This window comes from Curtobacterium sp. NPDC086286, from assembly GCF_044746255.1.
Classification (GTDB): domain Bacteria; phylum Actinomycetota; class Actinomycetes; order Actinomycetales; family Microbacteriaceae; genus Curtobacterium.
Genome location: NZ_JBIVBW010000001.1, coordinates 616389 through 629229, shown reverse-complemented (window position 1 = coordinate 629229; position 12841 = coordinate 616389). Strand labels below are relative to the sequence as shown.

Sequence of the window (12841 nt, the reverse complement as noted above, 5' to 3'; positions counted from 1 at the left end):
CTACCCGAACAGGTTCACGGGGCGCACGATGTCGGCGTAGATGAGCAGTGCGCTCATGCCCGCGAGCAGGACCACGACGACCATCGTCAGCGGCATCGTCTTCGCGAGGTCGATCGGCCCCGGGTCCGCCTTGCCGACCAACTTGAAGGAGCGGCGCTTCACGGCCTCCCACAGGGCGCCGGCGATGTGGCCGCCGTCGAGCGGCAGGAGCGGCACCATGTTCAGGACGAACAGGCCGATGTTCAGCGAGGCGAGCAGCCCGAGGATCGTGTACGCCTTGTCGACCACCGGCACGCCGCTCATCGACGAGACCTCGCCGATCGCGCGGCCGACGCCGACGACCGACACCGGGCTGTCCTGCGACCGCTCCTGCGAGCCGAACGCCGCGTTCCACACCGCGACCAGCCGCTGCGGCAGGTCGATGATGAGGTGCGCCGAGGCCGAGATCTGCGCCCCGGTGGCCGGCAGCACCGCGGCCGGCGACTGCCGCACGAGCGACTGGCCGATGCTCACGCCGACGACGCCGACCTGCTGCGTCTTCGTGCTGCCGTCGTCGTTCTTCGCGACCGTGCCGTCGGCGGTGTAGACGTCCCGCGTGGCGGTCGTCGGCGTGATGTGCAGCGTCTTCTCGGCGCCGTCGCGGGACACCACGACGGTGACGTCCTCGCCGGCGGACCGCTGGAAGACCTCGGAGACCTGGGCGATCGTCGGGTCCTGCTTCCCGTCGACCGAGAGCACGACGTCACCAGACCGGATGCCGGCCTGCTTCGCCGGCGAGACGGCGTCCCCGGAGGTGCACGTCGTCGCCTGGCTCGTCGGCAGCACGCAGTCGACGCTCGACGTGAACGTGGTCGTCGGCGCACCGAACCCGACGAGCAGCACCCCGAACAGCACGATGCCGATCACGAGGTTCATCGCCGGACCAGCGACCATCACGATGATCCGCTTCCACGGGGTCAACCGGTAGAACGCACGCGAGTCGTCGCCGCCGGAGTCCGCGATCTGCTCGGCGCTCGCCTGCCGGGCGTCCTGCACGAAGGCGCCGTACATGCCCGTGTTCGTGATCGCACTCGGTCGCCCGGACGCCCGCGGCTTGAGCATGCCGACCATCGAGATGTAGCCGCCGAGCAGGATCGGGCGGATGCCGTACTCGGTCTCGCCCCGCCTGAACGACCAGATCGCCTTGCCGAAGCCCAGCGAGTACTGGGTCACCTTGACGTTGAACAGCTTCGCGAAGGACAGGTGCCCCAGCTCGTGGAGTCCGATCGAGACCAGCAGGCCGATGATGAAGACGACCACGCCGAGGACGAAGAGCAGGACGGTTTCGACGGTCACCGGGAAAGGGTACGGGACGGTTCCCATGACCGAGCCGAGCGCACCCTGGGAGGTGCGCCGCGCCTCCTGGACCGCCCGGTCCGTCTGCTCCCGCAGCCGTGCTGACGGACGGGAGGCGCGACTCGCCTCAGCGGGAGAGCATGCGGTCGGCCGCGGTGCGCGCCCAGCGCTCCGCTGCCAGCACGCCCTCGAGGGAGGGGTCCCCCGCCGTGTGCTCGTCGACCACGCGCTCGACCGTGTCGACGATGTCGAGGAAACCGATCGCTCCCGCGTGGAACGCGGCCACGGCCTGCTCGTTCGCCGCGTTGAACACGGCCGGGAACGTGCCCCCGAGCTGCCCGACGCGCTTCGCGAGGGCGACAGCACCGAAGGCCTCGTCGTCGAGGGGCTCGAACGTCCAGGTGCTCGCCGACGTCCAGTCGAGCGGCACCCCGACGCCCGGGACCCGGTCGGGCCACGCGAGACCGAGGGCGATGGGCAGCCGCATGTCCGGCGGCGACGCCTGTGCGATCGTGGAGCCGTCGACGAACTCGACCATCGAGTGCACGATCGACTGCGCGTGCACCGTCACGTCGATGCGGTCGTAGGGGACGCCGAAGAGCAGGTGGGCCTCGATGACCTCGAGGCCCTTGTTGACGAGCGTCGCGGAGTTCGTCGTGACCACGAGCCCCATGTCCCACGTCGGGTGCGCGAGCGCCTCGGCCGGGGTGACGTCCGTGAGGTCCGCGCGCGACCGCCCGCGGAACGGGCCGCCGCTCGCGGTGAGCACGAGCCGGCGGACCTCGTCCGTCGTGCCGGAGCGGAGCGCCTGGGCGATGGCGGAGTGCTCGCTGTCGACCGGGACGATCTGGCCGGGTGCCGCGGCGGCCTGCACGAGCGGGCCGCCCACGATGAGGCTCTCCTTGTTCGCCAGCGCCAGCGTGGCGCCGGACTCGAGCGCGGCCAGGGTGGGGCCGAGGCCGACCGACCCGGTGATGCCGTTGAGGACGACGTCGGCCTCGACGCTGCGGACCAGGCGTTCGGTGTCCGCGGCGCCGAACGCGGTGTCACGGACGCCGAAGCGTTCGGCCTGCTCGGCGACCACGGTGCGGTTGCTGCCGGCGGTGAGGCCGACGACCTCGAAGCGGTCGGGGTTGCGGGCGACGACGTCGAGTGCCTGGGTGCCGATCGAGCCGGTGCTGCCGAGGATCGCGATGCGCCGCTTCTGGCGCACGGTCAGCCCTTGGCGAGGATGTCGACGACGAAGACGAGCGTGGCGTTCTTCGGGATGCCCGAGCCCTCCTGCGGGTTCGCGCCGTAGCCGTCCTCCGGCGTGACGACGATGAGGACCTGCGAGCCGACCTTCTGGCCGACCAGCCCGGTCACGAAGCCCTTGATGAGCGAGCCCTCGGAGATGGTGAAGGTCGTCGGGACGCCCTTCGACCACGAGGAGTCGAACTCCTTGCCGGTGTCGTAGACGACGCCCTTGTACTGCACGAGCGCGGTGTCGCCGTCGGCGATGACGTCGCCGGTGCCCTGCTTGATGACCTCGGGCGTGGTCTTCGACGGTGCCGCGACGCCCTTGGGGATCGTGATCTCCGGCTCGCCGTCCGCCTTGTCCTGCACGGTCGGGAGCTTCGGGTCCTGCTCCTGGGCCTTCCCGGTGGCCTTCGTCGGGGTCTGCGCCACGACGTCGGCGACGACGACGATCTCGCCGCCGGTGTTGAAGCCGAGCGCCGACGACTGACCGACCGCAGCGATGCGGTCACCGACCTTCGAGCACGCCAGGAGGGCGCCGAAGCCCGAACCGCCCACCGAGAGGACCTGCGGGTTGCCCTGGTCGAAGCCGACCGTGCCGAGCTTCTTCGCGTCCGACGCCTGGTACACGCTGTACGAGACCTGCGCGTAGTCGCCCTCGTCCAGCGAGGCACCCTTGCCGCGCACGACCGTGCTCGCCTGGGGCTTGCTCGCGGTGAGGCCGCCCGTGAACTTCACCGTCGGTGCCGTGCTGCCGCCGAACGCGCCGGACACCGTGATCGCCTTCGACGCCGAACCCGGGTCGGGGCAGGACGTGATGGCCGCGGCGGTCGCGCTCGACGACGCACTCGGGGTGGCGGTCGAGTCGCTCGACCCGGATCCGGAGCACGCGGCGAGTCCCAGCACGACGGCGGGGACGAGGGCGATCGGGAGGAGACGCAGACGCTTCACGAGGACCTAGTCTGCCGCACGGACCTTGGTGTGCGGGACGTGGTGCACAGGAAAGGCCACCGAGCGTGCGATGAAGCAGAGGCTGTTCGCAGTGGCGTGCGCGGCCTCGGCGTCGGCGACGCGGTCCGCCTCGAGGATGGTGACCACCGGGTGCAGCGTCGCCTCGGTGAGCTCCCCGGAGCCGTCGCGGTTGAGGTTGAGGCTGGCCGTGGCGCGGTCCTCGTAGTCGACGACGGTGAAGCCCTCGGTCACGGCGACGTGGAGGTAGCTCAGCATGTGGCACTGGGCGAGGGACGCGACGACGAGCTCCTCGGGGTTCCAGCGGTCGCGGTCCCCGCGGAACGTCGGGTCGGCGGAGCCCTCGATGCCGTGCTTGCCCGCGGCGCGGACGTCGTGGTCGCGCCCGTAGTCGCGGTAGCCGCTCGTTCCGGTGCCGCGGTCGCCGGTCCAGTGGACGGAGACCTCGTAGGAGTGGTCGGACACGGTGGGCTCCTCACAGGATCAGTACGATTGCGGCATGACGGTGCTCTCCGACGTCCACACTGACCGCCATCCTCTCACCGCCGAGGGGTCGGTCGAACTGGCGGTCCTCGACCGCAACGGGTTCGACGAGAGCCGACACGTCGGTGCCGGGGTCGTCGTCGCCGCGGACGGCACCGTGATCGACGCCGTCGGTGACGTGCAGGCCAGCGTCTACCCCCGCTCCACGATGAAGCCCTTCCAGGCGCTCGCGGTCCGCCGTGCCGGAGCCGTGTTCTCCGACGAGGAGCTCGTCCTCACCACCGCGAGCCACGCCGGCACCCCCGCGCACCAGGCCATCGCGCTGCACATGCTCGAGTCGTACGACCACGTCGAGTCGGACCTCGGCTGCCCGCCGGACATGCCGTTCGACCGCGCCACCGCCCGCACCATGACCGAGCCGAGGCGCCTCGCGATGAACTGCTCCGGCAAGCACGCGGGCATGCTCGCGGCGTGCCGGGTGAACGGCTGGGACGAGGAGACCTACCTCGAGATGGCGCACCCGCTGCAGCAGCGCGTCCGCGAGACCGTCGAGGAGTTCACCCACGAGACCGTCGACGTCGTCGGGACCGACGGGTGCGGGGCCCCGGTGTTCCCCCTGACGCTGGCCGGACTCGCCCGGGGCTTCGCCGGTGTCGTCGCGCGCGCCGAGTCCGACACGGCAGCGCTCACCGACGCGGTGCTCGACCACCCGTGGGCCATCGACGGCATCGGACGGGCGAACACGGTGACGATCGAGCGACTCCGGGTGCTGGCGAAGCTCGGTGCCGAGGGCGTCATGGTGATGGGCCTGCCCGGTGGTGCAGCGGTCGCGGTCAAGACCCTCGACGGCGCGCAGCGGTCCGGGACGCTCGCGGCCCTCACGCTGCTCGAGCGCAACGGCATCGTGGACGCGGCAGGGGTCGCGGACGTCATGGCGGCCACGGGCGAGCAGGTGCTCGGTGGCGGGGTGCCGGTGGGGACGCTGCGGGCGGGGTCCGGGCTGCGCTGAGGGCGGGGTCGTGGGAAGACCCCGTGCCGGGGTCATCCGGGTTCGTCCAGCTGCAGTTGCGGGAGTGCCGGTGCCACGGGGGTACCCCGCCGTTCGTGCGGGTGTCGGACGGTGCATCCGTGGCGGGTGACCTCGACGGCGACGTCCCAGTGCCGGGGCAGGACGCTGAGGCCGGGTACGAGGACCACGGTCGTGCGGGTCGGCGGGCACGCCCGGTCCGGGCGCTCGGGGCTCGCTGCGTGGGCTGGGCCGTTCGGGCTCCCTGCGCGGTCTGCGTCGTCGGGATGCGCTGCACGGTCCGGGTGGTCGGCCTTCGCTGCACGGGATGCGTGGTCGGGGCTCGCTGCGTGGGCCGGGCGGTCGACGACGACCGCGGCCGTGCCGGAGGGCATCGCCGGGCAGTGATCGGCCCCCGCAGCCACCACCGCGCGCGCTTCGGCACCGCACGCGGCTCGGACCTCGTCGTCCGGACCGGCCGCGGCGCGGACCTGCGACACGACGGCCCGGAACACCGCCAGCGCGAGCACGCCGGACCCGATCACGACGATGTGGGGCCGCGACCGGTCGTCGACGGCGACCTCACGGCCGTTCGACGCCGTGCCGAGGACGATGGGCCGCCGGTGCGTCCCCGTCCCGACGGTCCCGTCCACGGGGCCCGACTGTCCGGACGGTGTCGGCACCAGGACCACCACGTCCGCCACGTCCGCCCCGCACTCGGCGCCGCGGGAGCGACGGACCCTGGTCGCGCGGACCACGAGGACGTCGAGCACCGCGCAACACCCCGCCGCTCCGAGGAGCACCGCGCGCGACGGCCACTCGACCGGCACGACGAGCCCCACCACGAGCAGCACCACCGCTGCGCCGACCAGGGTGCAGCGGGCGGTGAAGGGGGTCATGCCTCCAGAGCACCACATGGCCCCGGGGCCCCGACGCTCAGCCACCGAACTGTGGAGAGCACTGACGATCACACCGCTGTGGAGGACTCCCCCGCCGTCACTGCACGAGGAAGAACTGCTCCCCGATGTCGACGCGAGCGCCGCGCTCGACCCGGTACCGGCGGCCCGGCTCGCAGCGACGGATCGACCCGTCGATGTGCCGGACGACGGTGCCGTTGCCCGAGAACCGGTCGGACACCCACAGGTCGTCGCCGTCGCGCCCGAGCTCGAGGTGGGTCTTCGACACGGACTTGCCCGGGTCGTGGACGGTCAGCAGGTCGTCGAACCGTTCCCCGGGCTGGGGGCGCGGGAGTCGTCCGACGAGGCCGGTGCCGTGCACGCCGAAGCGCTCCCCGGTGCTGAAGTGCAGCACGAAGGGCGCGTGGGTCGGGGTCGCGGAGACGATGCGGGTCTCGTCGACGTCGTCCTCGAGGTCGCCGTCGGCGCTCGTCGGAGCGTCGGTCGTCGAAGGAGCCGGGCGCACGGCATCGTCCGCCCCGGGCAACGGCGGCAGCGGCGCGGCCATCGGTACTCCGATCGCGCCGCTGTCCTGTGCTGAGGGTGCCGACGACGGGACGGTCGCGGAACCGGGAGCGGGCGGGACGAAGGGTGTGCCGACGGCTGGTGACTCGGGCTCCGGGGCCGCGTGCAGACCGCGCGGTCGGGGCGGGGTGTCGCCGGCCGGTGCACCGTCGCCGCCACCGTTCACCCACGAGGGGAGCACACCGGCGGAGCCCTCGGCGCCGTCGTCGGCGACCGCAGGCTCCGGCAGCGCATCGTCGTCGCGCACGACGTCCGGAGCAGCGTCGTCCGACACCTCGGCGACGTCGTCGTCGGTGACCTCGTCATCCGGAGCGTCCGCCGCGTCGTCCGGAGCGTCAACCGCGTCGTCGGGAGTCTCGGCGGCGTCGTCCGCCGCCCAGTCGGGTCGGTCCATCGGGAGCGGCACGATGGGTCCGGTGAACGCCGCGGTCACTGCGGGCCGCACGGCGCCGCACTCAGCACAGAAGATGTCGTCGGGCTCGAGACGGTGCCCGCACACGTGGCACGTCGTCGCCTGCGAGCCCGGAGTGACCAGCGGTGCCGGGCGCGGCGGGCGTCGGTCGACCAAGGGCTCGACGACCGCGGTGTCACCGGGCTGCGGCGGGGAGACGACCGCGTCCGGAGCACCGGCGGTGTCGGGAGTCGCGTCCGCGGCGTCCGCAGCGGAGTCGTTCGCAGCCGTGGATCGTCCGACCCACCACGAGGGCCCGGACGGCGCCGGTGCAGCGGCCTGCTCTGCTGGCGGCGCCCAGCGCTGGGCGGCTGGGCGCTCGGCGATGCGGGTGACCTCGGGGTCCTCCCCCTCTGGCGACGAGACGGACTTCGCGTCCGCGTCGGCGACGGCGTCGGCGTCGGACGGGTACGCGTCCGGGTCGAGCGGCGGCTCGGGCGGCTGCGGGGTGAACGGCACCTCGGGCGCACGCGGAGCGATCGGCTCGTCGGTCTGGGACGGCTCCGACGGCTCCGCCGGACGGGCGGGCTCCGACGGGCCGACCCCACCCGGCTGCTGCCCGGACCAGTCGGTCAGCCCGGAACCGCTCCCGTGCACGTGGCTCGGTGCCGTCCGGGGCGTGAAGTCGTCGGGACGCTCGACCGGCACGGCCGCGGGCTGCTGCTCGCCGCCACGGTCCGCACCCGTCAGCCAGGCACGGGTCGCGGGGTCGAGGGTCGATTCGGGCAGCCAGGCTTCGGCCGCCGGGTCCTGACGGCGTCCGTGCAGGTCCGGCTGCTGGAGCGGGGGCGGCGGTGCCTGCTCGACGGGGGGCGTCGCGACCGGGCGCCGACTCGCCGCAGCGGTCACGGCGCGTCCGCACTCACCGCAGAAGATGGCTCCGTCCGGGAGCGTCGATCCGCAGTGTTCGCATCTGATCACGTGTTCCGCCTGTCCTCACTCGGCCGTCCACGACGCTCGCCGGCCTGCACGCCATCGTAGTCGCGCCCTCCAGCGGCTCCCTGGCCACCTGTGGAGCGTCCGCCCCGGACCGTCACCGCGGAGGCGACCGATGCCCGCGCAGACCGGGTGGCGTCCACGACGCGGAGCGAGCGCAGGGACACCGCCGCGCGGATCCGTTCCTTGCGGGTCCGACCGGCCCGCAGGCTCGTGATCGCGTCGTCCGTCGCCGACCACATCCGGTCGGCAGCGGTGCCGTCGGCCTCGCTCGGCCCGAAGACGGACCGGTCGGCCAACGCCGCGAGTCCGGTGCCGCCCTCCCCCGGAGCTCCCACGACGGCCTCGCGGCGGGTCGCTGCCCGCGCGACGTCGTGACCCCGGTCGACCAGGGCGTCGCGGTACTCGTCCCACGCCCCGACGATCCGTGCACGTGGCGTCGGGGCTCGGCGCCGGCGACGACGACGGATCCGTTTGAGCAGCACGATGACGCCGAACGGCAGCAGCACGAGCGCGGCGAGCCCCAGCACCGCGAGCGCCCACGGCAGCACGGCGAGCAGGATCTGCAACCAGAGCGGCTGCACCGGCGGCGTGTTGCGGTCGCTCTGCGGCGGCGCCTGCTGCGACTGGTCCTGCTGCTCGGCCGGGGGCGGCGGCACGACCGTCTCCGGGCGCGTGACCGGCTGCGGCGTCTGCTGCTGCTCGTCCGGGATCTCACGGACGGCGGGGTTCGGGTCGATCATGACCCACCCCCACTGCGCCGTGTCGACCTCCACCCGCGCGGTGACGTCGGACCCGCGGAACGTCGTCGTCCCGCCCGAGGTCGCGCTCCGGCCCGCTCCGCCGCCCGCGTCGCCGCCGGCGGTGAACCCCATGACCACGCGCGCCGGGAAGCCGAGCTGGTCCGCCATCAGCGCCGCCGCGGCGGCGTACTGCTCCTGGTCGCCGATCATCAGCGGCGACGTCAGGAGCTCTTGGATGCGATCGGCACCGTGCCCGGAACGACTCGCTCGGTCGTCGCCGACGCCGTGGCTGACGTACCCGTTGCGCTTGAGCGCCTGCACCATCGCCACGAGCTTCGCACCGTCGGTGTCGGCATCGTCGGAGTAGGCGTCCACGGTGTCCCGCACCGCGTCGGGGACCGACCGCGGCGTCGGCACCGAGGCGCTCCCCGGGCGTGCGGACGCGAGCTGCTCGTCCGTCGGTTGGTCCGGCACGACGGCGGTCAGGTCGTACCGGGTTCCTTCACCGACACCACCGACGACCGCTCCGGTCGCGGTGGAGCCGTTGTAGAAGAACGCGCCACGCTCCTGCTCGGCCCCGGACCCGGTGAAGTCGACCCGCTCGAGGTCACCCACCGTCGGCAGCCACACCCCGCTGTACCCGTCGACCCGGACGCCGACGCGCACGGTCGTCCCCTCGACGCCCCGGACGTCGACCGAGGTCGGGACGCGCTCGAAGGTCCCGGACGCCGTCGATCCGTCCGACCCGCCGACGCGGTAGACGACCCCGTCGTAGGTGTCGAGCGTGGCGATCCGGACGAACCCGTTCTCCGGCAGCCCCGTGACCGTGAGCTGCGGCGTGTTCGACGCGGTGTCCTCCTCGTAGGCGCGGAAGCCGCTGAGCGGACTGACGTAGTCCCGCGGGTCGAACGGCTTCACCACGTCGGTCCGGGCGACGGTCCGGCCGACGGACGGCGGAGCGACGAGCCCCAGTCCGGTCGCGACGACCGCCGCGGCGACGATGGTCCCCGTCCCGACGAGCGCCGGCCGGATCACCGAACGCGCCACCGGCACGCGGGACCCGATGGTCGTCGCGACGGCGACGGCACGCCGCGCGTGCCGCACCGTCAGCGCCCACACCAGCGCGATCCCGGTGAGCGCGACGGCCGTCACGATCGACGTGTCGAGACGACCGGGTCCGACGACCACACCGGCCGCGAAGACCACCAGCGCCGGGATGCTGGCGAGTTCCTGCCTGGAGGCGCGGGTCGCCACGCTCACGCCGGTCACCGTGGCGACGAGCAACGTCGCGAAGTATGGCACGAGCAACGACTCGTAGGAGCCGACCGGCAGGCTGATGGTCACCAGCTGCTTCCAGCCGAGGGCGACGCCGGCGAACAGGTCGACCAGCCCCTGGCCGGTCGGCAGGATCCCGTTCGCCTCACCCGGCACCGCTGCCGGCACGCCGGTGAGCGCGAACGCTGCGACCGTGGCGACGGCGACGACCGCGGTCGGCAGCCGGAACACCGTGCCCAGGAGCGCGACGAGCGTGCCGAACACCACCGCGGTGACGGCGGCGACGATCATCGCGTCGTCGCGGTAGACGGGCCACCAGGCGACGCTCGCGACGGCGAGGACCAGCCACACCGCGAGCGTGCCACCCACCAGCCGGAAGGGTGAGAGGCGGCGAGCGACACGGCGGGCATCGCGCCGGACCGTCTTCCGTGCCCGGGTGTCCGGGCCCGCTGCGACGCTCATGCGGCCGACGCCGATCGGTGCAGTGCGTGGCGGAGGTCGTCGAGGTAGCCGATCGTCATCACCGTCAGGCCCGCCACACGCAGGAACCGGGGCTGGGCCTCGGGCTCGCAGATCACCGCGACGACCTCGACGCCGACCGGGAACCGCGTCGCGGCCAGTCGCAGCGCCGGCAGCTCGACCGTCGAGCCCACCACCAGGAAGGCCACGGAGATGCCCGCGGTGTCGGTGCCGACGATGCGCGCGACCTCGGCGATCGGCAGGCAGGCGTCGGCGAGTCCGACGGACGCGAAGTCGTCGAGCAGGCGGGTGGGCGTCACCGTGGGCAGCGGGTGCACGGCGTACACGGGGCGCTTGGCGAACTCCGGCGTCCGCTCCGACACCACCACGGTGACCTCGCGGCCGTCGCGGATCGCGCGTGCGCCGAGCGACGCTGCTGCGCTCACCGCGAGCTCGAACTCCTCGTCGTCGGCGAACTCGGCACGCGAGAGGCCGAGGGCGACCACGAGGTGCGACCGGCGGGTGTCCTCGAACTGGCGCACCATCAGCGCACCGGACTTCGCCGTGGACTTCCAGTGGATCGTGCGGGGGTCGTCACCGGGCATGTACTCCCGGATGGCGTGGAAGGCGATGTCGGACGGCGACAGGTCGGTCGTCGCCTGCCCCTCGAGGTCCCGCACCAGGCCGGTGCTCGTCGACGGGATCGCGATCGTCCGCGGGTGCACGATGACCTGCTCCCGGGCCGTCCAGACGATCTCGCGCCGGACCAGGCCGACCGGGTCCGCTCGCACACCGGTCACCGGACCGACGTCGAGCACGCCGCGCCGGACCGTCGGGACCGGGACCTCGCGCTCGAACGTGCCGCGCGGGCCGATCGACGGGATCGCCACGTCCACCAGCCCGGACCCGACCGGCACCTCGACCGTCGTCGGGACCGAGGGGAACCGCACCGGGTTCTCCGCCGTCACCACCACACCGGCGGCATCGCCCACCGCCACCCGGTGCTGCGGCAGGCGCATCCGGATCACGAGCCTCGAACGGCCGATGAGCGCGACCGCAGCGACGACGACGAGGAGCGCCCCCGCGAAGCCCACGACGACGACCTCGCGCAGGCCGAACCGGTAGCCGAGCACGAACGCGACCAGCGTGAGCGCCGCGACCGTCCACCCGAGGCCGGTGACCACGGACGAGACCTCTGCCCACCCACGCTTGACGAGCCTCCAGGCCGTCGACCAGGCCCTGGCGAGACCGACGACCGCGTCCGCTGCCACGCCGTCCCGGTCGCCCACCAGGCGCGTCCGGACGTTCGTGAGGCCGGCGACCGTCCCGGTGCGCTCGTAGGCCGTCGTGCCTCGACGCGACCGCGTCGAGGACGGACGGCGCGAGCGCGTCGAGACGGGCCGGCGGTCGGTCACGACCCGGCCCGGTCCGCCGGCGGCGGGGTCTCGACCAGCAGCTGTGCGATGACGCTCGTGGCGCTGACGCCGTCGAACTCAGCCTCGGCGTCGAGGACCAGGCGGTGCGCGAGGATCGGCACCGCGAGTGCCTTCACGTCGTCCGGCGTGACGTAGTGGCGACCGGCCAACGCCGCGAAGACGCGGGACGCGCGCATCAGGCCCATCGCACCGCGGACGCTGACGCCGAGCCGGACCTCGCTCGCCGACCGGGTCGCGTCGACCAGTCGGGCCACGTAGTCGGCGATCACCGGGTCGACGTGGACCGAGCGCGCCAGCGTCGCCATCTCGGTGATCGTCGCCGCGGGCACGACACTCGCGAGCGGCACCGAACTCGACGGCGCCGACGACGTCTCGAGGATCTTCACCGTCGCGGCGTGGTCCGGGTACCCGATCGACGCCTTCATGAGGAAGCGGTCGAGCTGGGCCTCCGGCAGGCGGTACGTGCCGGCCTGCTCGACGGGGTTCTGGGTCGCGATCACCATGAACGGCGCCGCGAGTCGGTGGTTCACGCCGTCGACCGTGACGGCGGACTCCTCCATCGCCTCGAGCAGGGCCGACTGGGTCTTCGGGCTCGCACGGTTGATCTCGTCAGCCAGCACGATGTTCGAGAAGATCGGGCCCCGGTGGAAGTCGAACTCCTGGGTCTTCTGGTCGTAGACGCTGATGCCCGTGATGTCGCCCGGCAGCAGGTCCGGCGTGAACTGGATGCGGTTCGTCGAGCCCTGCACGCTCTGGGCCATCGCCCGCGCCAGGCTCGTCTTGCCCGTGCCGGGGACGTCCTCGAGCAGGAGGTGCCCCTCGCTGAGCATCGCCGTGACCGCGAGGCGGATCACGAACGTCTTCCCGAGGAGCACCTGCTCGACGTTGGTCACGATGCGGCCTGCGACGTCGGCGAACCAGGTGGCCTGCTCCGGGGTCATGCTCATGCGGTGTCGTTCCTCGTTCTCGGGGATGGTCGGTTGCCGTCGGGGGAAGTGATCGGGCGAGCGCTACTGGGCAGCGTAGGGCGT

At 73.0% G+C, this 12841-nt stretch carries 10 protein-coding genes and 1 pseudogene; 1 reads left to right on the top strand and 10 read right to left on the bottom strand.

Annotated features, from left to right (window positions below; all coding sequences use genetic code 11):
* From ACIPKM_RS03030 to ACIPKM_RS03015, 4 genes are all read right to left on the bottom strand, one after another.
* Window positions 1–1335 carry a M50 family metallopeptidase gene (locus ACIPKM_RS03030; RefSeq protein WP_402736130.1) on the bottom strand — a complete coding sequence of 445 codons (1335 nt, stop codon included), beginning with the start codon at window positions 1333–1335 and terminating at the stop codon, window positions 1–3.
* Between the two features lie 127 nt (window positions 1336–1462).
* Window positions 1463–2548 carry a 1-deoxy-D-xylulose-5-phosphate reductoisomerase gene (dxr, locus tag ACIPKM_RS03025; protein ID WP_071296253.1) on the bottom strand — a complete coding sequence of 362 codons (1086 nt, stop codon included), beginning with the start codon at window positions 2546–2548 and terminating at the stop codon, window positions 1463–1465.
* A gap of 2 nt (window positions 2549–2550) precedes the next feature.
* On the bottom strand, window positions 2551–3522 hold the full coding sequence (locus tag ACIPKM_RS03020; RefSeq protein WP_261646937.1) for an FKBP-type peptidyl-prolyl cis-trans isomerase: 972 nt from the start codon (window positions 3520–3522) through the stop codon (window positions 2551–2553).
* A gap of 6 nt (window positions 3523–3528) precedes the next feature.
* Complete coding sequence (locus ACIPKM_RS03015; RefSeq protein ID WP_070419068.1) at window positions 3529–4005, bottom strand: OsmC family protein; 477 nt, start codon at window positions 4003–4005, stop codon at window positions 3529–3531.
* A gap of 34 nt (window positions 4006–4039) precedes the next feature.
* Between ACIPKM_RS03015 and ACIPKM_RS03010 the strand changes: the two genes are divergently transcribed.
* Entirely contained in the window at window positions 4040–5032 is a 993-nt protein-coding gene (locus ACIPKM_RS03010) for an asparaginase (protein ID WP_071296251.1), read from the top strand.
* 32 nt (window positions 5033–5064) lie between these two features.
* On the opposite strand, the gene ACIPKM_RS03005 is transcribed toward ACIPKM_RS03010, so the two are convergent.
* From ACIPKM_RS03005 to ACIPKM_RS02980, 6 genes and pseudogenes are all read right to left on the bottom strand, one after another.
* Entirely contained in the window at window positions 5065–5928 is an 864-nt protein-coding gene (locus tag ACIPKM_RS03005; protein WP_071296250.1) for a hypothetical protein, read from the bottom strand.
* A gap of 97 nt (window positions 5929–6025) precedes the next feature.
* Complete coding sequence (locus ACIPKM_RS03000; RefSeq protein ID WP_071296249.1) at window positions 6026–7810, bottom strand: FHA domain-containing protein; 1785 nt, start codon at window positions 7808–7810, stop codon at window positions 6026–6028.
* Window positions 7811–7813: 3 nt separating this feature from the next.
* A pseudogene (locus tag ACIPKM_RS02995) lies at window positions 7814–7882 on the bottom strand (zinc-ribbon domain-containing protein); the annotation flags it as partial.
* On the bottom strand, window positions 7879–10377 hold the full coding sequence (locus ACIPKM_RS02990) for a transglutaminaseTgpA domain-containing protein (protein WP_071296248.1): 2499 nt from the start codon (window positions 10375–10377) through the stop codon (window positions 7879–7881). The gene ACIPKM_RS02990 and the pseudogene ACIPKM_RS02995, both read right to left, overlap by 4 nt.
* A complete protein-coding gene (locus ACIPKM_RS02985; protein WP_083403467.1) occupies window positions 10374–11789 on the bottom strand; it encodes a DUF58 domain-containing protein in 1416 nt (471 codons plus the stop codon). The genes ACIPKM_RS02990 and ACIPKM_RS02985 overlap by 4 nt, the downstream gene beginning before the upstream one ends.
* The gene (locus tag ACIPKM_RS02980) at window positions 11786–12757 is read right to left on the bottom strand and encodes a MoxR family ATPase (protein ID WP_070416281.1); all 972 of its coding nucleotides are present in this window, start codon (window positions 12755–12757) and stop codon (window positions 11786–11788) included. Before ACIPKM_RS02980 ends, ACIPKM_RS02985 begins: the two co-directional genes overlap by 4 nt.
* Window positions 12758–12841: the final 84 nt, after the last annotated feature.

What these genes read in the sequence shown, in the direction of transcription:
- ACIPKM_RS03010 (WP_071296251.1), top strand. Translation starts at nt 4,040, where the DNA reads ATGACGGTGCTCTCCGACGTCCACACTGACCGCCATCCTCTCACCGCC.
- ACIPKM_RS03005 (WP_071296250.1), bottom strand. Translation starts at nt 5,928, where the DNA reads ATGACCCCCTTCACCGCCCGCTGCACCCTGGTCGGCGCAGCGGTGGTG.
- ACIPKM_RS02990 (WP_071296248.1), bottom strand. Translation starts at nt 10,377, where the DNA reads ATGAGCGTCGCAGCGGGCCCGGACACCCGGGCACGGAAGACGGTCCGG.
- ACIPKM_RS02980 (WP_070416281.1), bottom strand. Translation starts at nt 12,757, where the DNA reads ATGAGCATGACCCCGGAGCAGGCCACCTGGTTCGCCGACGTCGCAGGC.